This window comes from Thioalkalivibrio sp. ALMg13-2 (assembly GCF_000381185.1).
GTDB lineage: Bacteria > Pseudomonadota > Gammaproteobacteria > Ectothiorhodospirales > Ectothiorhodospiraceae > Thioalkalivibrio > Thioalkalivibrio versutus.
Map to the genome: position 1 here is coordinate 14,024 of NZ_KB906102.1, position 23,523 is coordinate 37,546.

General features: G+C 64.6%; 22 protein-coding genes and 2 tRNA genes. All 24 read left to right on the plus strand.

Annotated elements, in window-relative coordinates; translation table 11 throughout:
- Positions 1 to 43: 43 nt before the first annotated feature.
- The 24 genes from ftsH to nusA all read left to right on the plus strand — a co-directional run bounded on the left by ftsH (position 44) and on the right by nusA (position 23,472).
- Complete coding sequence (gene ftsH / locus F618_RS0102710; protein ID WP_018146241.1) at positions 44 to 2,023, plus strand: ATP-dependent zinc metalloprotease FtsH; 1,980 nt, start codon at positions 44 to 46, stop codon at positions 2,021 to 2,023.
- Positions 2,024 to 2,127: 104 nt separating this feature from the next.
- Positions 2,128 to 3,015 (plus strand): dihydropteroate synthase, encoded by an 888-nt coding sequence (gene folP, locus F618_RS0102720; protein WP_019567697.1) that lies wholly within the window; start codon positions 2,128 to 2,130, stop codon positions 3,013 to 3,015.
- Positions 3,015 to 4,355, plus strand: a complete 1,341-nt coding sequence (gene glmM / locus F618_RS0102725; RefSeq protein WP_018167905.1) for a phosphoglucosamine mutase — start codon at positions 3,015 to 3,017, stop codon at positions 4,353 to 4,355. The genes folP and glmM overlap by 1 nt, the downstream gene beginning before the upstream one ends.
- 145 nt (positions 4,356 to 4,500) lie before the next feature.
- Positions 4,501 to 5,268, plus strand: coding sequence for a triose-phosphate isomerase (tpiA, locus tag F618_RS0102730; RefSeq protein WP_018167904.1), 768 nt, complete (start codon positions 4,501 to 4,503; stop codon positions 5,266 to 5,268).
- Positions 5,265 to 5,648 carry a preprotein translocase subunit SecG gene (secG, locus tag F618_RS0102735; RefSeq protein WP_018146237.1) on the plus strand — a complete coding sequence of 128 codons (384 nt, stop codon included), beginning with the start codon at positions 5,265 to 5,267 and terminating at the stop codon, positions 5,646 to 5,648. The genes tpiA and secG overlap by 4 nt, the downstream gene beginning before the upstream one ends.
- 22 nt (positions 5,649 to 5,670) lie before the next feature.
- Positions 5,671 to 5,755, plus strand: a tRNA-Leu gene (locus tag F618_RS0102740).
- 265 nt (positions 5,756 to 6,020) lie between these two features.
- A complete protein-coding gene (locus F618_RS0102745; RefSeq protein WP_018146236.1) occupies positions 6,021 to 6,377 on the plus strand; it encodes an NADH-quinone oxidoreductase subunit A in 357 nt (118 codons plus the stop codon).
- Positions 6,368 to 6,844, plus strand: a complete 477-nt coding sequence (locus tag F618_RS0102750; RefSeq protein WP_012982122.1) for an NADH-quinone oxidoreductase subunit B family protein — start codon at positions 6,368 to 6,370, stop codon at positions 6,842 to 6,844. Before F618_RS0102745 ends, F618_RS0102750 begins: the two co-directional genes overlap by 10 nt.
- A gap of 17 nt (positions 6,845 to 6,861) precedes the next feature.
- A complete protein-coding gene (locus tag F618_RS0102755) occupies positions 6,862 to 7,581 on the plus strand; it encodes an NADH-quinone oxidoreductase subunit C (protein WP_018146235.1) in 720 nt (239 codons plus the stop codon).
- Positions 7,574 to 8,827, plus strand: coding sequence for an NADH-quinone oxidoreductase subunit D (locus F618_RS0102760; protein WP_019567698.1), 1,254 nt, complete (start codon positions 7,574 to 7,576; stop codon positions 8,825 to 8,827). The genes F618_RS0102755 and F618_RS0102760 overlap by 8 nt, the downstream gene beginning before the upstream one ends.
- Positions 8,827 to 9,357, plus strand: coding sequence for an NAD(P)H-dependent oxidoreductase subunit E (gene nuoE, locus F618_RS0102765; protein ID WP_019567699.1), 531 nt, complete (start codon positions 8,827 to 8,829; stop codon positions 9,355 to 9,357). Before F618_RS0102760 ends, nuoE begins: the two co-directional genes overlap by 1 nt.
- A gap of 1 nt (position 9,358) precedes the next feature.
- Positions 9,359 to 10,639: an NADH-quinone oxidoreductase subunit NuoF gene (gene nuoF, locus F618_RS0102770; protein WP_019567700.1), complete on the plus strand. Its 1,281-nt coding sequence runs from the start codon at positions 9,359 to 9,361 to the stop codon at positions 10,637 to 10,639.
- 33 nt (positions 10,640 to 10,672) lie between these two features.
- Positions 10,673 to 13,072: an NADH-quinone oxidoreductase subunit NuoG gene (nuoG, locus tag F618_RS0102775; RefSeq protein ID WP_019567701.1), complete on the plus strand. Its 2,400-nt coding sequence runs from the start codon at positions 10,673 to 10,675 to the stop codon at positions 13,070 to 13,072.
- A 12-nt stretch (positions 13,073 to 13,084) separates the two neighbouring features.
- Entirely contained in the window at positions 13,085 to 14,149 is a 1,065-nt protein-coding gene (gene nuoH, locus F618_RS0102780; RefSeq protein ID WP_018146230.1) for an NADH-quinone oxidoreductase subunit NuoH, read from the plus strand.
- A gap of 10 nt (positions 14,150 to 14,159) precedes the next feature.
- Positions 14,160 to 14,648 carry an NADH-quinone oxidoreductase subunit NuoI gene (gene nuoI / locus F618_RS0102785; protein WP_018146229.1) on the plus strand — a complete coding sequence of 163 codons (489 nt, stop codon included), beginning with the start codon at positions 14,160 to 14,162 and terminating at the stop codon, positions 14,646 to 14,648.
- Between the two features lie 15 nt (positions 14,649 to 14,663).
- Complete coding sequence (locus F618_RS0102790) at positions 14,664 to 15,320, plus strand: NADH-quinone oxidoreductase subunit J (RefSeq protein WP_018146228.1); 657 nt, start codon at positions 14,664 to 14,666, stop codon at positions 15,318 to 15,320.
- Between the two features lie 89 nt (positions 15,321 to 15,409).
- Complete coding sequence (gene nuoK / locus F618_RS0102795) at positions 15,410 to 15,715, plus strand: NADH-quinone oxidoreductase subunit NuoK (protein ID WP_018141813.1); 306 nt, start codon at positions 15,410 to 15,412, stop codon at positions 15,713 to 15,715.
- Between the two features lie 6 nt (positions 15,716 to 15,721).
- Positions 15,722 to 17,731 (plus strand): NADH-quinone oxidoreductase subunit L, encoded by a 2,010-nt coding sequence (gene nuoL / locus F618_RS0102800; RefSeq protein ID WP_018146227.1) that lies wholly within the window; start codon positions 15,722 to 15,724, stop codon positions 17,729 to 17,731.
- 52 nt (positions 17,732 to 17,783) lie between these two features.
- Positions 17,784 to 19,298, plus strand: a complete 1,515-nt coding sequence (locus tag F618_RS0102805; protein WP_018167897.1) for an NADH-quinone oxidoreductase subunit M — start codon at positions 17,784 to 17,786, stop codon at positions 19,296 to 19,298.
- Between the two features lie 13 nt (positions 19,299 to 19,311).
- Positions 19,312 to 20,760: an NADH-quinone oxidoreductase subunit NuoN gene (gene nuoN / locus F618_RS0102810; protein ID WP_018167896.1), complete on the plus strand. Its 1,449-nt coding sequence runs from the start codon at positions 19,312 to 19,314 to the stop codon at positions 20,758 to 20,760.
- A gap of 3 nt (positions 20,761 to 20,763) precedes the next feature.
- Positions 20,764 to 21,108, plus strand: coding sequence for a DUF2818 family protein (locus F618_RS0102815; protein WP_026287928.1), 345 nt, complete (start codon positions 20,764 to 20,766; stop codon positions 21,106 to 21,108).
- A gap of 63 nt (positions 21,109 to 21,171) precedes the next feature.
- Positions 21,172 to 21,248 (plus strand) — tRNA-Met (locus F618_RS0102820).
- 197 nt (positions 21,249 to 21,445) lie between these two features.
- A complete protein-coding gene (gene rimP, locus F618_RS0102825; RefSeq protein ID WP_018167894.1) occupies positions 21,446 to 21,901 on the plus strand; it encodes a ribosome maturation factor RimP in 456 nt (151 codons plus the stop codon).
- Positions 21,902 to 21,978: 77 nt separating this feature from the next.
- A complete protein-coding gene (gene nusA / locus F618_RS0102830) occupies positions 21,979 to 23,472 on the plus strand; it encodes a transcription termination factor NusA (RefSeq protein ID WP_019562675.1) in 1,494 nt (497 codons plus the stop codon).
- Positions 23,473 to 23,523: the final 51 nt, after the last annotated feature.

Below are 23,523 nucleotides of genomic sequence, written 5' to 3' on the forward strand. Positions count from 1 at the left end.
AGCTGCCAAAAGCTAACGATTAAATGTTCTTCGAGGTGTCGTTTTGAACGGTCTGGCCAAGAATCTGATCATCTGGGCGGTAATTGCCGTCGTCCTGATGTCCGTCTTCAACAACTTCGGCCCGCAGCAGCAGACGCAGGATGTTCGGAGCATTACGTACTCCGAGTTCATCCGCGACGTGCAGGGCGGTCGCGTGGACAACGTGACCATCAAGGGCGAGAAGATCGAGGGTACGACGATCGAGGGCCAGGCGTTTACCACGGTGAACCCGAACGATCCCGGTCTGATCGGCGACCTGCTGCAGAACAACGTGGAGCTGAATGCCCACGAGGAAGCCGAGCGCTCCCTGCTGATGAGCATCCTGATCAGCTGGTTCCCGATCCTGTTGCTGATCGCCGTGTGGATCTACTTCATGCGCCAGATGCAGGGCGGTGGTGCCGGTGGCAAGGGCGCGATGTCCTTCGGCAAGTCCAAGGCCAAGCTGATGTCCGAGGACCAGGTCAAGGTCAGCTTCAATGACGTGGCCGGCTGCGACGAGGCCAAGGAGGAGGTGACCGAGCTGGTCGACTTCCTGCGCGACCCGTCCAAGTTCCAGAAGCTGGGTGGCCAGATTCCGCGCGGCGTGCTGATGGTCGGCTCTCCGGGTACCGGCAAGACGCTGCTGGCCAAGGCGATTGCCGGCGAGGCCAAGGTGCCGTTCTTCAGCATCTCCGGTTCCGATTTCGTCGAGATGTTCGTTGGCGTGGGCGCCTCGCGCGTGCGCGACATGTTCGCCGAGGCCAAGAAGCACGCCCCCTGTATCATCTTCATCGACGAGATCGACGCGGTCGGCCGCCAGCGTGGCGCCGGTATGGGCGGCGGTCACGACGAGCGTGAGCAGACCCTGAACCAGCTGCTGGTCGAGATGGACGGCTTCGAGGGCACCGAGGGGGTTATCGTGATTGCCGCGACCAACCGTCCGGACGTGCTGGATCCGGCGCTGCTGCGCCCGGGTCGCTTCGACCGCCAGGTGGTGGTGCCGCCGCCCGACGTACGCGGTCGCGAGCAGATCCTCAAGGTGCATATGAAGAAAACGCCGATCTCCGACGACGTGCGTCCGGATCTGATCGCGCGCGGCACGCCGGGTTTCTCCGGCGCGGATCTGGCCAACCTGGTCAACGAGGCGGCGTTGTTTGCGGCGCGCTCCAACAAGCGCCTGGTGGACATGTCCGACTTCGAGCGCGCCAAGGACAAGATCATGATGGGCGCCGAGCGCAAGTCCATGGTGATGTCCGAGGACGAGAAGAAGCTGACCGCCTACCATGAGGCCGGCCACGCGATTGTTGGCCTGACGGTGCCGGAGCACGACCCGGTCTACAAGGTCAGCATCATCCCGCGTGGGCGGGCCCTGGGCGTGACCATGTTCCTGCCCGAGGAGGACCGCTACAGCCACTCGAAGACGCGTCTGGAGAGTCAGCTGGCGAGCCTGTTTGGCGGGCGTCTGGCAGAAGAGATTATCTTCGGCAATGACAAGGTGACCACCGGAGCCTCGAACGATATCGAGCGCGCCACTCAGATCGCCCGCAACATGGTCACCAAGTGGGGCCTGTCGGAAAAGCTCGGCCCGCTGGATTACGGTGAGGAAGAAGGGCATCCGTTCCTGGGTGGGCAAATGGGCAAGTCGAAGCCGATGTCCGACGACACTGCGCGCCAGATCGATGCCGAGGTCCGTCACATCATCGATGCGAACTACCAGCATGCGAAGCAGATCCTGGTCGACAATATCGATACGCTGCACGCGATGGCGCGGGCACTGATGAAGTACGAGACCATCGACGACAAGCAGATCGCGGACATCATGGCCGGGCGCGAGCCCCGCGAGCCGGCGGATTGGGATAGCGGCGGCGGTTCCGGTGGCTCGGCGCAGGCCAGCGACGAGGCCGAGGGTGGTGCCTCGGATGCCGACGGCGACGCCAAGGACGGCTCCGATGGCCGGGGTGACGATGACAAGGGTGTGGTCGGCGGTCCTGCGCCGCAGTCCTGATCCGTCCACTTTGTGACCGGGCTTGGATCCGGTCGCCGCCACTGGCCGCCAGGCCCTCGTCCTGGCGGCCTTTTTCGTTGGGTACTCACAGGAGAACGCCGATCGTGCCGACTGACGCACCGGTACTGCAATGCGGGGGGCACGCCCTGGACCTTGGGCAGCCGCGCATCATGGGGATTCTGAACGTCACCCCGGACTCGTTCTCCGACGGTGGCCAGTACGCGCGGGTGGAAGATGCGCTGACGCGGGCCCGCGCCATGGTCGCGGAGGGGGCGGAGATCCTTGACGTGGGCGGCGAATCCACTCGCCCCGGTGCGGCGCCAGTGGCGCTGGAGGATGAGCGTCAGCGGGTGCTTCCGGTCATCGAAGCCCTGCGCGCGGAACTGGGTGTTCCGCTGTCCGTGGACACCATGAAGCCGGAGATGATGCGCGAGGCGGTTGCCGTCGGTGCCGGGATGCTGAATGACGTGAACGGCTTTCGCGCCGAAGGGGCGCTGGCGGTCGCGATGGGGGCGGCCCGCGAGCGTGGCGTAGCGCTTTGCGCGATGCACATGCAGGGCGATCCGCAGTCGATGCAGCGGGCGCCGCATTACGACGATGTGGTGGACGAGGTGCGCGCCTTCCTCGAGCAGCGGGTGGCGGAGTTGTTGCGTGGCGGCGTGCCGCGCGGCCAGATCCTGCTGGATCCGGGCTTCGGCTTCGGCAAGACCCTGGAGCACAACGTCGCGCTGTTTCGCGGCCTGCCGCGCCTGGCGGCCTCCGGCTTGCCGCTGCTGGTGGGCGTCTCGCGCAAGTCGATGATCGGTCAGCTGCTGGATGACCGTCCGGTCGCTGAGCGGGATCCCGGCAGTGCCGTGGCGGCCCTGTTGGCGGCACAGGCCGGTGCGCGTGTCCTGCGTGTGCACGATGTCTCGGCGACCCGTGATGCCCTGGCGCTATACTCAGCGTTGCGACCGGATGGTGGCGACGGACAGGACAATCGAGGGAACTGATGGGCAAGTATTTCGGAACCGACGGCATCCGTGGGCGCACCGGCGACTGGCCGATGACGCCGGAGTTTGCGCTGCGCCTCGGGTATGCCGTGGGCGAGGTGCTGGGCGAGAACGGCCACCGCCAGGGGCCGGTCCTGGTGGGCAAGGACACGCGCGTGTCCGGCTACATGTTCGAGTCGGCACTGGAGGCCGGGTTGTCCGCCGCCGGGCTGGACGTCGCGTTGCTGGGACCGATGCCGACCCCGGCCATCGCCTACTTGACGCATACCTTCCGTGCCACTGCGGGCGTCGTGATCAGTGCCTCGCACAACCCATTCCACGACAACGGGTTCAAGTTCTTCACCCCCGAGGGCGACAAGCTGCCGGATGCGACCGAGGCGGCCATCGAGGCGCGTCTCGATCAGCCGGCACAGCCCATCAACAGTGCGCGTCTGGGCAAGGCCGTGCGCATCCAGGATGCCGCTGGACGCTACGTCGAGTTCTGCAAGAGCGCGATCCCGGCACGTTCCGAGCTGCGCGGGATGAAGATCGTCATCGATTGTGCCCACGGTGCGACCTACAACGTCTCCCCGCACGTGTTCGAGGAGCTGGGGGCACAGGTCGAGATCCTCGGCGCCAGTCCGGACGGCTACAACATCAACGACGGGGTCGGCGCCCTGCACCCGGAGAACGTCGCCGAACAGGTGCGGGCGACCGGGGCGGATCTCGGCATCGCGCTGGACGGCGACGGCGACCGGGTGATCCTGGCCGATGCCGACGGCACCGTGGTCGATGGGGACCAGATCCTCGGTATCCTGGCGCTGGCGCGGCAACAGGCCGGGGGCTTCGACGGCGGTGTGGTCGGGACCCTGATGACCAACCTGGGGCTGGAGCAGGCCCTGGGGGGCGCCGGCATCCCGTTCGTGCGTGCGAAGGTTGGGGATCGCTATGTGCTGGAGGAGCTCCGCCGTCGCGACTGGACCCTGGGCGGCGAGGGGTCGGGTCATATTGTCTGTCTGGAGCACACCACGACCGGCGACGGTACGGTGGCGGCGTTGCAGGTTGCACACCTGATGCACCGTACCGGCCAGCCGCTCTCGGCGCTCGCAGCGGCCATTCCCAAGCTGCCGCAGTGCCTGATCAACGTGCCCGTCAGCGGTGCCGCGGCCGGCTGCCTCGAGGCCGAGCCAGTGCGCGCCGAGGTCGCCGCGGTGGAAGATCAGCTCGGCCAGCGTGGCCGGGTCCTGCTGCGTCCCTCCGGTACCGAGCCCCTGGTGCGGGTGATGGTTGAGGGCGAAGATGTCGACGAGACCCGCTCGGCCGCCGAGCGCATCGCGGACAGCATCCGGGCGGCGATCTGATTGCCGCAACCAAGCCTCGCCTGCGCGCCCCGCGACGGCTTGGTTGATTTGCTACCGGTGCGCCGGTAACATCCCGCCGCTCTAATCATCATGATCGGACCCCGTGTATCTGCGGGGTTCGGCCGATCGCAGGAGGAAGATCCGCATGCGCACGCCGCTGGTCGCCGGAAACTGGAAGATGAACGGTTCGCGGGACGCGAACCGCGCGCTCCTGTCCGCCCTGAAGGGCAGCCTGGGCGACATCCGGGGCGTGGACGTGGCGGTCTGCCCGCCCGCGGTCTACCTCGCCGAAATCGCGAACGACCTGTCCGGTGGCCCCATCGCCGTCGGCGCGCAGGATTGTTCCGACCAGGAAAAGGGTGCCTACACCGGCGAACTGGCCGGCTCCATGCTGGCCGAGGTGGGCTGTCGCTATGTGATCGTCGGGCATTCCGAGCGCCGCGAGCGGCAGAACGAGGACAATGCCTGGGTGGCAGCCAAGTTCGTTGCGGCGCAGGCCGCCGGGCTGACCCCGATCCTGTGTGTGGGCGAGCAGAAGGCCGACCGCGAAGGCGGGCGCACCGAGACTGTGGTGGCCGAGCAGCTCGATGCGGTCCTGGATGCGGCCGGAGTCGAGGCGTTCGACCGCGCCGTGATCGCCTACGAGCCGGTTTGGGCGATTGGCACCGGTTTGACCGCCACGCCGGAACAGGCCCAGGAAGTGCATGCATTCATCCGCAACCGTGTTGCGGGTCGCGACCCGCAGGTCGCAGCCGATCTTCGGATCCTCTACGGTGGCAGCATGAAGGCCGATAATGCGGCCGGCCTCCTGGCGCTCGAGGACATCGACGGCGGTTTGATCGGCGGTGCCTCGCTGGATGCCGACGCATTTTCCGCCATTGCCCGCGCCGCGGGCGAGCAGGTCGCGGCATGATTTACGGCCTGCTCCTGGTGGTCCAGGTCGCGGTATCGCTTGGCCTGATCGCGCTGATCCTGATGCAGCACGGCAAGGGCGCCGATGCCGGCGCGGCCTTCGGCAGCGGCGCTTCGGCGACGGTGTTCGGTGCGGCCGGGTCGGCCAACTTCCTGAGCCGCTCGACGGCCGTGCTGGCGGTGGTCTTTTTCCTCAACAGCCTGACGCTGGCGTATCTGGCGGCATCCAGCCCGGAGGCCGAGAGCCTGCTGGACCAGATGGAGGCGATGGAAGAAGAGGGCGATGGTCCGCCGGACCTCCCGGCCGAAGTGCTCCCGGGGCAAGAGCCCCCGGGTGGCAGCGGCCCGCAATCCGGCCGGCCGGCCGATGTGCCCGATTGAGATCCGGTACCTGTACGAATTGGCAGATGTGGTGGAATTGGTAGACACGCTATCTTGAGGGGGTAGTGGCGCAAGCCGTGTGGGTTCGAGTCCCACCATCTGCACCAAATACTCGTTGCCCCGGGCCGCTGAATATCTGTCGGCGCCCGGGGTAATTAACAATAAAAACAGCATCTTATAAAATTACGAATACTTGACACCGTTTTTGGGCATCACCTAGACTCCGTGCCCGGTGTACGGCTCTGCCGCGTCTGTGCGGGACCGAGTCGTACCCGCGCTTTCAACCAGCAACGCTGAACGGCTCGCCGGCGCGCTCGATCCACGCGACGCCTCGCGAACCTGCCCGCCTGAGGCGGCGTACGGGAGAGAGAAATGCTGGAAGGTTATTTACCCATCCTGCTGTTCATCGCAGTAGGCATCGTGATCGGCGTCGTGCCGCTGGTGGTCGGTATGGCCGTGGGTCCGCACAAGCCGGACGCGGCGAAGAATTCGCCCTACGAGTGCGGCTTCGAGGCCTTCGAGGATTCGCGGCTGAAGTTCGATGTCCGCTTCTACCTGGTTGCGATCCTGTTCATCATCTTTGATCTCGAGATCGCGTTTCTCTTCCCGTGGGCCGTGTCGCTAGACACCATTGGGCTGTTCGGGCTTCTTGCGATGGCCCTGTTTCTTGTCATTCTGGTCGTCGGTTTCATCTACGAGTGGAAGAAGGGGGCGCTGGAATGGGAATAGAAGGCGTTCTTGAGAAGGGCTTCGTCACCACCTCGGCGGACAAGCTCATCAACTGGGCCCGCACCGGGTCGCTCTGGCCGATGACCTTCGGTCTCGCGTGCTGCGCGGTGGAGATGATGCATGCCGGTGCCGCGCGCTACGACCTCGACCGCTTCGGGATCATCTTTCGGCCGAGCCCGCGCCAGTCGGACGTGATGATTGTGGCCGGCACCCTGGTCAACAAGATGGCGCCGGCTCTGCGCAAGGTCTACGACCAGATGCCCGAGCCGCGCTGGGTGATCTCCATGGGGTCCTGCGCCAACGGGGGCGGGTACTACCACTACTCCTACGCGGTGGTGCGCGGTTGCGACCGCATCGTGCCGGTGGATGTCTACGTGCCGGGGTGCCCGCCGACGGCGGAGGCGCTGCTCTACGGCATTATCCAGCTGCAGAACAAGATCCGGCGCACGAACACGATCGCGCGCTGACGCACCCGGGGTAGCAGATGGCTGAACAAGACAACTGGACCGACGCCCTGCGGGCGGAACTGGGCGATGCCCTGGAAAGCCTGCACGAGGCGAACGGCGAGATTACTGTCGATATCGCACCGGGCTCCTGGCGCGAGGCGGGCGAGAAGCTGCGCGACGCCCTGGGCTTCGAGATCCTGATCGACCTGTGCGGGGTGGACTACCTCGAATACGGGCAGGACGAATGGGGCACCGACTCCGCCACCAATACGGGCTTTTCCCGCGGTGTCGAAGCGGCGACCTCCGGGCGTTTCACCTTCGATGATGCGCCGGAAGATTCCAACTGGGACGGCCCGCGGTTCACCGTGGTGGCTCACCTGCTGTCGCTCGAACATAACCGCCGCGTGCGGATGCGCGCCTGGCTCAGTGACGAGGAGTTCCCCGAGGTCGAATCCCTCGTGGACGTCTGGGCCTCGGCCAACTGGTTCGAGCGCGAGGCCTTCGATCTGTTCGGCATCCTGTTCTCCGGGCATCCGGACCTGCGCCGCATCCTCACGGACTACGGCTTTGTGGGGCATCCGTTCCGCAAGGACTTCCCGCTGATCGGGCATGTCGAGATGCGTTATGACGCCGAGCAGGCCCGTGTGGTGTACCAGCCGGTGACGATCGAGCCGCGCGTGCTGGTGCCCAAGGTGATCCGCGCCGACCATCGCTACAGCGAGGGCGAGAAGCCGGGCGAAGGAGCCGAGAATGCCTGAGATTCGCAACTTCACCCTCAACTTCGGGCCGCAGCATCCCTCCGCCCACGGCGTATTGCGCCTGGTGCTGGAGATGGATGGCGAGGTGGTGCAGCGGGCCGACCCGCACATCGGCCTGCTGCATCGCGGCACCGAGAAGCTCGCGGAGAGTAAGCCGTACAACCAGTCGATCGGCTACATGGACCGTCTGGACTACGTGTCCATGATGGCCAACGAGCACGGCTATGTGCTCGCGATGGAAAAGCTGCTGGGCATCGAGGCCCCGCTGCGCGCGCAGTACATCCGGGTGATGTTCGACGAGATCACCCGCATCCTGAACCACCTGATGTGGCTGGGGGCGCATGCGCTGGATATCGGCGCCATGGCGGTGTTCCTGTACGCCTTCCGTGAGCGCGAGGACCTGATGGACTGCTACGAGGCGGTCTCGGGTGCGCGCATGCACGCGACCTATTACCGCCCTGGCGGTGTCGCGCGGGACCTGCCCGGCACGATGCCGAAGTATCAACCGTCCTCCTGGAAGTCGCAGGAGGTGGTGGATGACCTGAACAAGATCCGTCAGGGCTCGTTGCTGGACTTCATCGAGGCGTTTACCGAGCGCTTCCCCGGCTGCGTGGACGAGTACGAGACCCTGCTGACCGATAACCGGATCTGGAAGCAGCGCACCGTCGGGATCGGCGTGGTCGACCCGGATCGTGCGAAGCAGCTGGGCTTCACCGGCCCGATGCTGCGCGGCTCGGGCATCGAGTGGGACCTGCGCAAGAAGCAGCCCTACGAGGTCTACGACCGTCTCGACTTCGACATCCCGGTGGGCACCAACGGCGATTGTTACGACCGCTACCTGGTGCGCATCGAGGAGATGCGCCAGTCGAACCGCATCATTCGTCAGTGTGTGGACTGGCTGCGCCAGAATCCGGGCCCGGTGCTCCTCGAGGATCACAAGATCACCCCGCCGAAGCGCGAGGAGATGAAGGCCGATATGGAGGCCCTGATCCACCACTTCAAGCTGTTCACCGAGGGCATGTGCCTGCCGGAAGGCGAGGCCTACGCCGCGATCGAGCATCCGAAGGGCGAGTTCGGGGTCTACCTGGTCTCGGATGGTTCCAACAAGCCCTATCGTCTGAAGGTCCGTCCGCCGGGCTTTGTGCACCTGTCCGCGCTGGACGAGATGGTGCGCGGCCACATGCTGGCCGACGTGGTCGCCATCATCGGGACCCAGGACATCGTATTCGGGGAGGTCGACCGCTGATGGCTGCCGAACAGAAAACCGTCGCCTTCCACAAGCACGCCGCGAAGAAGGTCGAGCTGAGCGCTCACGAGCGCGAAGAGATCGACGCCTGGCTGGCGCGCTATCCCGAGGATCAGAAGCGCTCGGCCGTCCTGGGTGCCCTGCGCGCGGTGCAGCACGAGGACGGCTATCTTTCCACCGCGAAGATGGACGCCGTGGCCGCGTATCTCGGGCTGCCGGCCATCGCGGTGTACGAGGTGGGCTCGTTCTACTCCATGTACGAACTGGAGCCGGTGGGCAAGCACACCATCATGGTGTGCGACAACATCTCCTGCATGTTGCGCGGCGCGGAGCCGATCATCGAGCACCTCGAGAACCGTCTGGGCATCAAGCGCGGCGAAAGCACACCGGACGGCAAGTTTTACCTGAAGCTGGAAGAGGAGTGCCTGGCAGCCTGCTGCGGCGCGCCGATGATGCAGGTGGACCACAAGTACTACGAGAATCTCACCCCCGAGCGGGTCGACGAGATCCTCGACGGTCTGGAGAAGTAGCATGGCCAACCAGATCTGCTTTGCCACGCGTTACCTGGACGACCCCGCTTCGCTCGAGACCTACAGGAGCATCGGCGGCTACCAGGCGCTGGAGAAGGTCTACAAGGGCAAGATGGCCCCCGAGGACGTGATCGAGGAGGTCAAGACCTCCAACCTTCGCGGCCGCGGTGGCGCGGGCTTCCCGACCGGTCTCAAGTGGTCGTTCATGCCGCGCAACAGCCCTGGGCAGAAGTACATCGTCTGCAACTCGGACGAATCCGAGCCGGGTACCTGCAAGGATCGCGAGATCCTGATGTACAACCCGCACGCGCTGATCGAGGGTATGGCGATCGCCGGCTACGCGATCGGTGCGACGGTGGGCTACAACTACATGCGCGGCGAGTTCATGGACGAAGTGAACACGCGCTTTACCGTCGCGCTGCAGGAGGCCTACGAAGCCGGCTATCTCGGCAAGGACATCTTCGGCTCCGGGGTGGACTTCGATCTGCATCCGTCGCTGGGCGCCGGTGCCTACATCTGTGGCGAGGAGACCGCGCTGCTGGAGTCGCTGGAAGGCAAGAAGGGCCAGCCACGCTTCAAGCCCCCGTTCCCGGCCAACTACGGCCTGTACGGCAAGCCGACCACGATCAATAACACCGAGTCGCTCGCCTCGATCCCGTCGATCATCCGCAACGGCGGCCAGTGGTTCGCGGATCTGGGTGTGCCCAAGTCCGGGGGCGAGAAGCTGTTCTCGGTGTCCGGGCACGTGAACAAGCCGGGCAACTTCGAGATCCCACTGGGCACCCCGTTCAAGGATCTGCTGGAAATGGCCGGCGGTGTGCTGAACGGGCGCAAGCTGAAGGCGGTGATCCCGGGCGGATCATCGGTGCCGGTGGTACCGGGCGACGTGATGCTGAAGGCCAACATGGACTTCGACTCCATCGCCCATGCAGGCTCCATGCTGGGTTCCGGGGCGGTGATCGTGATGGACGAGACCGCCGACATGGTCAAGGCCCTGCAGCGCATCTCGCGGTTCTATTTCTCCGAGTCCTGCGGCCAGTGCACGCCGTGCCGCGAGGGCACCGGCTGGCTCTATCGCATGCTCACTCGCATCGTCGAGGGCCAGGGCCGTCCCGAGGACCTGGAACGCCTCGACGACGTGGCGAGCAAGATCGAGGGGCACACCATCTGCGCCCTGGGCGACGCGGCCGCCATGCCGGTGCGCAGCTTCGTCAAGCACTTCCGCCACGAATTCGAATACTACATCCAGCACGGCCGGAGCCCGGTGGCAGATGCCGCCTGACGCTTCGCCGCGCCATCGCATCAGGAATCGAGCATGAGTCAGGATCAGAAACAGGATCTGGTCAGCATCGAGATTGACGGCCGTACGGTGGAGGCGCCCAAGGGCGCCATGCTCATCGATGTCGCCGATGATGCCGATATCCGCATTCCGCGGTTCTGCTACCACAAGAAGCTGTCGGTGGCGGCCAACTGCCGTATGTGTCTGGTCGAGGTGGAAAAGGCACCCAAGCCGCTGCCGGCCTGCGCCACGCCGGTGATGGACGGCATGAAGGTGTACACCCAGTCCCCGCTGGCGCTACGCGCGCAGAAGGGGACCATGGAGTTCCTGCTGATCAACCACCCGCTGGACTGCCCGATCTGCGACCAGGGCGGCGAGTGTGAGCTGCAGGACGTGGCCATGGGCTACGGCGAGAGCGTCTCTACCTACACCGAAGCCAAGCGCGTGGTGAAGGACAAGGACATTGGTCCGCTGATCGAGACCGAGATGACCCGCTGCATCCATTGCACCCGCTGCGTGCGCTTCGGCGAGGAGATCGCCGGGGTGCGCGAGCTGGGTGCGACCGGACGCGGCGAGCACCTGCGCATCGGCACCTACGTCGAAAAGACCGTGGCCCACGAGCTCTCCGGCAACGTGATCGACCTGTGCCCGGTGGGCGCACTGACCGCCAAGCCGTCGCGCTACAGCGCGCGCGCCTGGGAGTATTCACAGGCGGCGACGATTGCCCCGCATGACGCGGTCGGCTCCAACCTGTTCCTGCATATCGACGACGGCCGTGCGATGCGGGTCGTCCCGCGCGAGAACGACGCGGTCAACGAGACCTGGATCTCCGACCGCGATCGCTTCAGCTACACCGGTCTGTATGCGGCGGATCGACTGACCCGCCCACGGATCAAGGTCGACGGCCAGTGGCAGGAGGTCTCCTGGGAGACCGCATTGAGCTACGCCGTCGAGGGCCTGAAGGAAGTGGCCCCGGCGCGCGTGGGCGCGTTGCTCTCGCCTGCACTCTCGCTGGAAGAACACTACCTGGCGCAAAAAGTGCTTCGGGGCATGGGTGTCACCGACATCGATCACCGCGTGAATCAGCGCGATTTCCGCGACGAGGCGGCGGCCCCGCTGTTCCCGTATCTGGGGGCCGCGATTGGCGAGCTCGAAAACGCGGATGCCGTTCTGCTGGTGGGCAGCAATCCGCGCCGCGAGCAGCCGTTGCTGGCACACCGCCTGCGCAAGGCGGCCTCGCGCGGGGCGCAGGTCAGCCTGATCAACGACATGCTGCTGGAGCTGACCTATCCGGTGCAGGCCCAGCTAGTCGGCGACGAGCACGACCAGGTCCTGGCGCTCGCCGGGATCGCCGGGCAACTCGTCGCGGCCGGCAAGTCGCTGCCGAAAAAGTTGGAAAAGATCGTCAAGGCGGCCGCGACAGACGACGGCGAGACGCGGGAAGCTTTCGAACGCGCAGCCCGTGCGCTGCTGGACGGGAAGCGGGGCCATGTGCTGCTGGGCGCCGCCGCAATCAATGGGCCAGCTTTCGCCACGTTGCGGGCCCTGGCAGGCTGGATCGCCAAACATACCGGTGCCAGCCTGGGCTACCTGCCGCAGGGCGCGAATGCCGCGGGTGCCTGGCTGGCTGGCGTCCTGCCGCATCGTGGCCCGGGTGGGGCGGAGCTGGATGTCGCCGGTACGAATGCCGCCGAGATGCTCGAACAGGGACGCGATGCATTCGTGATCGCCGGGCTGGAGCCGGGCCGCGATGGGGTCGATCCGGCGGCCTTCCAGGCAGCCCTGGAGCGTGCCGGTCTGGTGGTCGCCCTGAACAGCTTCGCCACGCCTGAACTGGAGGCTGTGGCGGATGTGCTGCTGCCGATCGCCACAAGCTTTGAGCAATCCGGGACCTTCGTGAACGCCGAGGGCCGCTGGCAGAGTTTCCGCGCCGCCTCGCGCGCCCCGGATGACGCCCGGCCGGGCTGGAAGGTCTGGCGCGTGCTGGGCAATCTGTTCGACCAGAGCGGCTTCGATTACCTGGATTCGCCCGCAGTGCGGGACGAGCTGAAGGGCCAGCTGGCGGAAGCCAGCTTCGATACCGGTGTCAACCTCAACAAGGTGCAGGTGGAGGTGCCCGAGGCCGGCGCGGGCGACGGTCTGTACCGTGTGCAGGCGGCCGCACTCTACAGCGGCGATCCGCTGGTGCGCCGTGCCGAGCCGCTGCAGACCAGCCCAGAAGGGCTGCTGGCCGAGAGCGTGCTGGTGCATCCCGAGTCCGCCGGCGAGCACGCCCATGGCAGCCGCGTGCGACTGCGTCAGGGCAAGGCCGAAACGGAATTGACCCTGTTGCTGGACGATTCGGTGCCGCCGGGTCTGGCCGTGACCTTTGCGGGCTCCGCGGCCATGGGGGCCCTCGGCCTGCCGAACACCACGGTCACGCTGGCGCGGGCCTGAGGGACTTAAGACATGTTCGACTGGATGATGAACCTCTTCTACAGCCTTCCGACGGTCATGCAGATCCTGATCGGCATTCAGCTGATCGTGATTCCGCTGATGCTGGCCGTGGCCTACACGACCTTCGCCGAACGCAAGGTCATCGGTTACGCCCACGTGCGCATCGGCCCGAACCGGGTGGGCCCGCGCGGCTGGTTGCAGCCGATCGCGGACGCCCTGAAGCTGTTGACCAAGGAGGTCATCCTCCCGACCAACGCCAATCGCTTCCTGTTCCTCAGCGCCCCGGTGCTTACGATTGCGCCGGCTTTGGCGGCCTGGGCGGTGGTTCCGTTTTTCGACGGCGGGGCCCTGGCGGACGTGAACGCCGGCCTGCTGTATCTGCTGGCGCTGACCTCCCTCGGTGTGTACGGCATCATCATCGCGGGCTGGGCCTCGAACTCGAAGTACGCGCTGCTGGGCTCGCTGCGCTCGGCCGCGCAACTGGTCTCCTACGAGATCGCGATGGGCTTCGCCCTGGTGGGCGTGCTGATGGCTGCCGGCACCCTGAACGTGGGCGGGATTATCGAGGCGCAGTCCGGGAGCATGTACCACTGGTTCCTGCTGCCGTTGCTGCCGATGTTCTTCGTGTACTTCATCTCCGGGATCGCGGAGACCAACCGTGCGCCCTTCGACGTCGCGGAGGGCGAGTCCGAGATCGTGGCCGGGTTCCATGTGGAATACTCCGGCATGGCGTTCGCGGTGTTCTTCCTGGCCGAATACGCCAACATGATCCTGATCTCGGCGCTGACTGCGATCCTGTTCCTGGGGGGCTGGCTGTCGCCGTTCCAGGGCATCCTGCCGGCCGCCGTGTTCGACTGGCCGGTGATCGGGGCGCTGCTGGATCACGGGATTCACTGGTTCCTGTTCAAGACGGCGGTGTTCCTGTTCGCCTTCCTGTGGTTCCGCGCCACCTTCCCGCGCTATCGCTATGACCAGATCATGCGCCTGGGCTGGAAGGTCCTGATCCCGGTGACCATCGTCTGGCTGTTTGTCGAGGGCGTGCTGGTCGCGTTCAACGTCGGCCCGTGGTTCGCCTGAGGAGATCGTGATGAAAGCCGTGCGCCGTTTCTTCAAGAGTTTCCTGTTCTTCGAGCTGCTGCTGGGGCTGCGCCTGACCGGGCGTTACCTGTTGAGCCGCAAGTTCACCGTGCAATACCCGGACGAGAAGACGCCGATGTCGCCGCGCTTCCGCGGACTGCACGCCCTGCGCCGTTATCCCAACGGCGAAGAGCGCTGCATCGCCTGCAAACTGTGCGAGGCGGTGTGCCCGGCGCTGGCAATCACCATCGACTCCGAGGAGCGCGACGACGGCACGCGGCGGACCACGCGCTACGACATTGACCTGTTCAAGTGCATCTTCTGCGGCTTCTGCGAAGAGGCCTGTCCGGTGGATTCCATCGTCGAGACGCACCTTTTCGAGTACCACTTCGAGAACCGGGGCGAGCAGATCATGACCAAGGACAAGCTCCTGGCCATTGGTGACCGCTTCGAGAAAGAGATCGCGCAGGCCCGCGCGGTCGACGCCCCCTACCGGTAACGCAGGGAACGCCTCATGACCTTCGAGCTTGTCCTTTTCTACCTGTTCGGTGCGATCCTGCTGGGAGGCGCGCTGGCGATGATCAGCGTGCGCAACCCGGTGCATGCGGCGCTGTTCCTGGTGCTTTGCTTTGTTGCCGCCGCGGCATTGTGGGTCATGGCGGAGGCCGAGTTCCTGGGCATCGTCCTGGTGCTGGTGTACGTCGGCGCGGTCATGGTGCTGTTCCTGTTCGTGGTGATGATGCTGGACATCAACCTCGCCAAACTGCGCGAGGGCTTCGCCGAGTATCTGCCGGCGGGGATCGTGGTGGCGCTGGCCATGGCCACCGTGCTGGTGCTGGTGATTACCCGCTACATCACCATGGACGCCCCCGAGCGCGCCGGCCCCGAGTACGCCAACACCGAGGCCCTGGGCGCGATCCTGTACACCGAGTACGTCTATCCGTTCGAGATTGCCGCGGTCATCCTGCTGGTCGCGATCATCGCCGCGATCTCGCTGACCATGCGCAAGCGGCCGGACAACAAGTCGATCGACCCGGGCAAGCAGATGGCGGTCTCCCGCGAAGGGCGGGTGCGCATGGTCGCCATGCCGTCGGAGAAGAAAGAAGCCCCGCGCCGGGGTGCGCAGGGGTCCGGGGCGAACGCCCCGGGCAGGGACGACGGCTCGAAGTAGGCACACCGAGTACACAGGCATCCCGGCCGCGCGCCGGGACCCGGACACCGGGGGCGGCCAACGTCCCCGAAAGAACTCAGGGCTAGAACATGATTACGCTAGAGCACTACCTGGTGCTGGCCGCGCTTTTGTTTTCCATTAGCGTGGCCGGGATCTTCCTGAACCGGAAAAACGTGATCGTGCTGTTGATGTGCATCGAGCTGATGATGCTCGCGGTGAACATCAACTTCATTGCCTTCTCGTTCTTCCTGCAGGACCTCGCGGGCCAGGTGTTCGTGTTCTTCATCCTGACCGTCGCCGCGGCCGAGGCGGCCATCGGCCTCGCCATCCTGGTGTTGCTGTTCCGTAATCGCGGAACCATCAACGTCCAGGACATGGATGCAATGAAGGGATAAACGGCCATGGATACGATCTATCTGCTCATTGTTCTGGCGCCACTGTTCGGCGCGATCGCCGCCGGCCTGTTCGGTCGCCAGATTGGCCGTGCCGGGGCGCACACCGTCACCATCCTGGGGGTGGCGGTGTCGTTCATCCTGTCTGTGGTGGTCTTCTGGGCGCATGTCTTCGGGGATGCCGGGGTCTACAACGAGACCCTCTACACCTGGCTGGTGTCGGACGGCATCCAGTTCGAAGTCGGGTTCCTGGTCGACAACCTGACCGCCATGATGATGCTCGTGGTCACCTTCGTCTCCCTGATGGTGCACATCTACACCATCGGGTACATGAAGGACGATCCAGGCTATCAGCGCTTCTTTGCGTACATCTCGTTGTTCACCTTCTCCATGCTGATGCTGGTGATGGCGAACAACTTCATGCAGCTGTTCTTCGGCTGGGAGGCCGTGGGGCTGGTCTCCTATCTGCTGATTGGCTTCTGGTACAAGCGCCCGACCGCGACCTACGCGAACATGAAGGCGTTCATCGTGAACCGCGTCGGGGACTTCGGTTTCCTGATCGGCATCGCCGCGCTGGTGTTCTATACCGGCAGCCTCAACTACACCGAGGTGTTCGCCGAAGGCCAGGCGATGAGCGAGGCCACGATCACCATCTGGCCGGGCTGGACCTTCGGCCTGCTGGACCTGGCCCTGATCTTCCTGTTCATCGGTGCGATGGGGAAATCCGCGCAGGTGCCGCTGCACGTCTGGCTGCCGGACTCCATGGAAGGCCCGACGCCGATCTCCGCGCTGATCCACGCGGCCACCATGGTGACCGCGGGCATCTTCATGGTCGCGCGCATGTCGCCGCTGTACGAGTTCTCGGTCGCGGCGCTGTCGTTCATTCTCATCATCGGCGCGATCACTGCGTTCTTCATGGGCCTGATCGGTCTGGTGCAGAACGACATCAAGCGCGTGGTCGCCTATTCGACGTTGTCCCAGCTGGGTTACATGACCGTGGCTCTGGGTGCGTCGGCGTACGCCGCGGGGCTGTTCCATCTGATGACCCACGCCTTCTTCAAGGCGCTGCTGTTTCTGGCGGCCGGCTCGGTGATCATCGCCATGCACCACCTGCAGGACATGCGCGCGATGGGCGGCCTGCGTCGGTACATGCCGATCACCTACGTGACGGCGCTCATCGGGTCCCTGGCGTTGATCGGCTTCCCGTTCTTCTCCGGGTTCTTCTCCAAGGACGCGATCATCGAGGCGGTGGGCTATTCCGAAACCCCGGGGGCCACGTTCGCCTACTGGCTGGTGCTGGCCGGGGTGTTCGTCACCGCGCTATATACCTTCCGCATGTTCTTCATGGTGTTCCATGGCGAGGAGCGCTATGACCAGGCACACAAGTACATGCCGGACCACGGCGACGAACACGACGATGAGCATGGTGATGACCACCACCACGGTCCGTTGCAGCCGAAGGAGTCGCCGTGGGTGGTGACCGTGCCGCTGATCCTGCTGGCGATCCCGTCAGTCGTGGCTGGCTACTTCATCGGTCCGATGTTGTTTGGCGACTTCTTCGCCAACAGCCTGTTCGTGCTGCCGGAGCAGGATGTGCTGGCGACCAAGGGCGAGACCTACACCGGGGTCATCGGCTTTGTACTGCACGGTCTGATGCTGCCGGCGTTCTGGCTGGCAATGGCTGGCCTGGCGACCGCCTGGTACCTGTACATGAAGCGCCCGGAACTGCCGGCGTTGATCGCCGAGCGCCTGAAGCTCGGGGTGCGCATCCTCGAGGACAAGTACGGCTTCGACCGCTTCAACGACTGGTTCTTTGCCGGCGGGTCGGTGCGTCTCGGGCGGGCGCTGTGGCGCTATGGTGACGCGCTGATCATCGACGGCTTGCTGGTCAATGGCACGGCGCGCTCGATCGGCTGGATCTCGTCGCGTGTCCGCCACATGCAGTCCGGCTTCCTCTACCACTACGCGTTCGTGATGATCATCGGCCTGCTGGTCCTGATGTTCGCCTTCGTGATCTGAGCGGCTTCGACACCCATGCGCTCGAAGCCCATCGCTGTTTCAAGGAACGACCATGTTTGCTGACTGGCCTATCTTGAGTCTGTTGATCTGGCTGCCGATTCTCGGTGGCTTCCTGGTGCTCGCCGCCGGGCGCGACGCGCCCCATGTGGCGCGTCGGCTCGGGCTCGCGGTGGCCGTAGCGACCTTTGTCGTCAGCCTGCCGCTCTGGTTCGTGTTCGAGCGGGGGACCGCCGAGATGCAATTCCAGGAGCTGGCCTCCTGGATCCCGGCGTTCAACGTGAACTACCACCTGGGTGTGGACGGCATCTCCATGCCGCTGATCCTGCTGACCACGCTGATCACCGTGGTCGTGGTGGTTGCCGCGTGGGAATCGGTGAAGGACCGCATCGCCTACTACATGGCCGCGATGCTGGTCATGGAAGGCCTGATGATCGGCATGTTCGCATCGATGGATGCGGTGCTGTTCTACGTGTTCTTCGAGGCGATGCTGATCCCGATGTTCCTGGTGATCGGGATCTGGGGCGGTCCGCGGCGCGTCTATGCCACCCTCAAGTTCTTCCTCTACACCTTCCTCGGTTCGGTGTTCATGCTGGTCGCGCTGATCTGGATGTACATCCAGTCCGGCAGCTTCCTGATCCAGGATTTCCATGCCCTGCAGATCGGCCTGACCGCGCAGATCCTGATCTTCCTCGCGTTCTTCATGGCGTTCGCGGTGAAGATCCCGATGTTCCCGGTGCATACCTGGCTGCCGGATGCCCACGTGGAAGCGCCCACCGGCGGCTCGGTGATCCTGGCCGCGATCATGCTGAAGATCGGGGGCTATGGCTTCCTGCGCTTCTCGCTGCCGATCACCCCGGATGCCAGCGCCGTGCTCGACACCATGATGATCGTGCTGTCGCTGATCGCGATCGTCTACATCGGCCTGGTGGCGTTGATCCAGAGCGACATGAAGAAGCTGATCGCGTATTCGTCGATCGCGCACATGGGCTTCGTGACCCTCGGCTTCTTCCTGGCCTTCTACATCTACTCCAACACCGGGGACTGGGAAGGCGCCTCGCTGGGTATCGCCGGCGGCATGGTGCAGATGATCTCGCACGGCTTCATCTCGGCGGCGATGTTCCTCGCGGTGGGGGTGCTGTACGACCGCCTGCACAGCCGGCAGATCGCCGATTACGGCGGCGTGGTGAACACCATGCCGTGGTTCGCCGCGTTCTTCGTGCTGTTCGCCATGGCCAACACCGGCCTGCCGGGCACGTCCGGGTTCGTCGGCGAGTTCATGGTCATCCTGGCCGCGTTCAAGGCGGATTTCTGGATCGCCTTCCTCGCCGCGACCACCCTGATCCTGGCCGCTGGCTACACCCTGTGGCTGGTCAAGCGCGTGATCTTCGGCGCGGTGGCCAACGAGAACGTGGCCGGTCTTTCCGACATGAATCGCCGCGAGTTCTTCCTGATGGGCGTGCTGGCCTTCTTCACGCTGCTGCTGGGCGTGTGGCCGGCCCCGCTGCTGGATGTGATGAACGCGACCATCGACCACCTCGTGGCGCATATCGCGCAGTCGAAGCTCTGAAGGGGCGCCTGACATGAATTTCGAGATCCCCAATTTCCTCCCCGCCGTGCCCGAGATGTTCGTGCTCGGGATGGCGTGCCTGATCCTGGTGATCGACGCGTTCCTGCCGGATTCGCGGCGTGATGTCACCTACGGCCTGGTGCAGGCGACCCTGGTCGCGGCGGCGGGTCTGACACTGTGGATGATGGGGCCGGAGACGGTCCTGACCTTCTCGGATACCTTTGTGAAGGACCCGATGGCCGACATCCTGAAGGTGGCGGTGTACGTGACCAGCTTCCTGGTCTTCCTGTATGCCCGTCCGTACCTGATGGAGCGCGGTATCCACAAGGGCGAGTTCTACGTGCTGGGCCTGTTCGCGGTGCTCGGCATGATGATCATGATCTCGGGGCACAACCTGCTCACCCTGTACCTGGGCCTGGAGCTGCTGTCGCTGTCGTCCTACGCGCTGGTCGCGTTCTGGCGCGACAACTCGCGCGCCACCGAGGCGGCCATGAAGTACTTCGTGCTGGGTGCGCTGGCATCCGGTTTGCTGCTCTACGGCATGTCCATGATCTATGGCATGACCGGTTCGCTGGATATCGCGGTGATCGCCGCCGAATTGGTGGCTGCGGACGAGAGCATGAACGTCCCGCTGGTCTTCGGTCTGGTGTTCCTGGTGGTCGCCATCGCGTTCAAGCTGGGGGCGGTGCCGTTCCATATGTGGGTGCCGGACGTCTACGACGGTGCCCCCACCGCGGTCACGCTGTTCATCGCCACGGCGCCGAAGATTGCGGCATTTGCCTTCCTGATGCGGCTGCTGGTGGAAGGGATGGGCCCACTGCACGCCGACTGGCAGGGCATGCTGATTATCCTCGCAGTCCTGTCGCTCGCCGTGGGCAACGTGATCGCGATCGCCCAGACCAGCATCAAGCGCATGCTGGCCTATTCGACCATTGCCCATATCGGGTTCCTGTTCATGGGGATCCTGGCGGGCACCGACAGCGGGTACGCCTCGGCCATGTTCTACGTGATCGTCTACGCGATCACGGCCGCCGGTGGTTTCGGGATGATCGTGTTCCTGTCGCGCAAGGGGTACGAAGCGGACCAGATCGATGACTTCAAGGGGCTCGCCAAGCGCAACCCCTGGTTTGCGTTCATCATGCTGCTCCTGTTGTTCTCCATGGCCGGTGTACCGCCGACGGTCGGCTTCTACGCCAAGCTGGCGGTGATCCAGGCCGCCGTGGGCGCGGAACTGGTCTGGCTGGCGATCGTCGCGGTGATCTTCTCGATCATTGGCGCCTTCTACTACCTGCGTGTGGTCAAGATGATGTTCTTCGACGACCCCCAGGAAGGTGCCGAGGAGCCGGTCCAGCCGTCCGGTGCGCTGGCCGCTGCGCTTAGCATTAATGGGCTTGCGGTGCTGCTGTTGGGAATTTTCCCGGGTCTGCTGCTGTCTTTAACCCACTACGCAATTATCGGGTAACTCGTGACACAGTGGATTCCGTTTGATGTTCTAGTCTGGGGGTTTGTGGTGGTGGCGTTTATCAGCGCCAACCTGCCCTGGCTCAGTGATCGTATCGGCCTGATGGTGGTGCCGGAGAGTGGCATCAAGGGGCCGTGGACCCGCATTGGCGAATGGCTGGTGCTGTATATCGTGATCGGCGCCATCGGGAAGGGGCTGGAGTTCCAGGCGACCGGCGGTATCCATCCGCAGGGCTGGGAGTTCTACGTGATCACCCTGTCGCTGTTCGCGATGTTTGCCCTGCCCGGATACATCTGGCGCTACGACCTGCGTCCACACCTGCGGGCTGGCCAGCGCCGGGCACGGTAGTAAATAATCGGCGACAGCCCTTGCGGGGCGGGTCGCCGCTTTGGTATAGTTCTGCGTCTCGGATGCGGGGTGGAGCAGTCTGGCAGCTCGTCGGGCTCATAACCCGAAGGTCGCAGGTTCAAATCCTGCCCCCGCTACCAATTGTCAGAGAGGCCCCGTACGGGGCCTTTTTGTTAAGGGTCTTCGCCCGGTGTGGTGAATCGCCCTTGGGCCGCGCTCCCGCGCGCCTCGCAGCACCCAAGGTGTTGCTGTCATCTGGAGAGGTGTACGAGGGGCGTTCGGCGCCCTTTTTTTGTTTCCGGGTCCCGCCAAAGGGACGGAGTCGATCGAGACGCCCTTGTCGCAGAAGGCTGAACAACTGAAAACACTGCTGACCCCGGTTGTCGAGGGGGAAGGCATGCAGCTGTGGGGGCTGGAGTATCACTCCGGTTCCACGCCGCCTGTCGTGCGGATCTATATCGATGGCGAGAATGGCGTCACGGTGGACGATTGCGCGCGCGTCAGCGATCAGGCCGGTGCGGTCATCGAGGTCGAGGAGGCTCTGAAGGGGAACTACACCCTGGAGGTGTCCAGCCCCGGTATCGAACGCCCTCTGTTTACCCCCGAGCAGTTCCGGACCTACATCGGTCATCCGGTGAAGGTGCGTCTGGCATGGCCGGAGCATGACCGCCGCAATTTCCGTGGCGTACTGCTGTCGGTGGAAGATCCGATGATCGAGGTGGAAGTGGACGGCATGGCCTACGAGCTGCCGCTGGCCGCGATCCACAACGCGCGTGTCCTTGAGCAGCTATAAAAAATAGCTGTAGTCCGGGGCGCTGCTACGCTTTTTGTTGAATCGGCAGGCAACTGCCGAGTGCGGAGAGGCAAGACATGAACAAGGAGATCCTGCTGGTCGCTGATGCCGTGGCGAACGAGAAGGGAGTGGAGAAGGGCATCATCTTCGAAGCCCTGGAATCGGCCCTGGCGATGGCGACCCGCAAGTACCACGGCGGCAAGATGGACGTTCGCGTGAGCATCGACCGCGAGGAGGGTGATTACGAGGCCTTCCGGCGCTGGACCGTGGTGGACGACGAGGACCCCGAGTTCGAATCCCCGGAATACCAGACGCTGCTGTCCTATGCCCAGCAGAAGAATCCGGATGCCCAGGTCGGCGACGTGATCGAGGAGCCGGTCGAGGCCGTGGACTTCGGCCGCATTGCGGCCCAGGCCGCGAAGCAGGTCATCGTGCAGAAAGTGCGCGAGGCCGAGCGGGCCAAGGTCGTCGCGGAGTACCAGGATCGCGTTGGCACGCTGGTCATGGGGATCGTCAAGCGTACGGATCGCAATGGCACCTATGTGGACCTCGGGAGCAACGCCGAGGCCCTGATCCCGCGCGAACACATGATCCCGCGCGAGACCGTGCGTACCAATGACCGGCTGCGCGGCTATCTCAAGGAGATCCGCCCCGAGGCTCGTGGTCCGCAGTTGATCCTCAGCCGCACCGCGCCGGAGTTCCTGATGGAGCTGTTCAAGCTCGAGGTGCCCGAGGTCGGCCAGAACATTATCGACATCATGGGTGCGGCCCGTGACCCGGGTATGCGCGCCAAGATTGCAGTGCGCTCCAACGACCCGCGTCTGGATCCGGTCGGCGCCTGCGTCGGCATGCGCGGCTCGCGTGTGCAGTCGGTGTCCAACGAGCTGGCCGGCGAGCGCATCGACATCATTGTCTGGGACGAGAATCCGGCTCAGTTCGTGATCAATGCGATGTCGCCGGCGGAGGTCCTGTCGATCGTGGTCGACGAGGACAAGCAGTCGATGGATATCGCGGTCGAGGAAGACAAGCTGTCACTGGCCATCGGCCGTGGCGGCCAGAACATCCGCCTGGCCTCCCAGCTGACCGGCTGGGAACTGAACGTGATGACCGAGGAACAGGCCGCCGAAAAGAGCGACGCCGAGGCCCAGCAGTTGGTCGCGTTCTTCATGGAGGCCCTGGATGTCGACGAGGAAGTTGCCAGCATCCTGGTTCAGGAAGGCTTTACGACCCTGGACGAAGTGGCCTATGTGGAAGAGGCAGAACTGCTGGCGATCGAGGAGTTCGACGAGGCCATGGTCGAGGAGCTGCGCAATCGTGCGAGCGACGCGCTCCTGACCAAGGCCATCGCGGCCGAGGGTGGCGATGGCTATCAGCCCGCGGAGGATCTCCTCGGCATGGAAGGCATGAGCCCGGCGCTGGCGAACAAGCTGGCGTCACATGGCGTGTGCACCATGGAGGACTTGGCGGAGCAGGCATCCGACGACGTGGTCGAGATGACCGGCCTGGATACGGAAGAGGCGTCGGCGCTGATTATGACGGCGCGCGCCCCGTGGTTCGAAACCGGGGAGTAAGCCCCGGTCGCTCGTCTCGCGGACGCGTATCACAGGCTGTCGGTTGGCCTG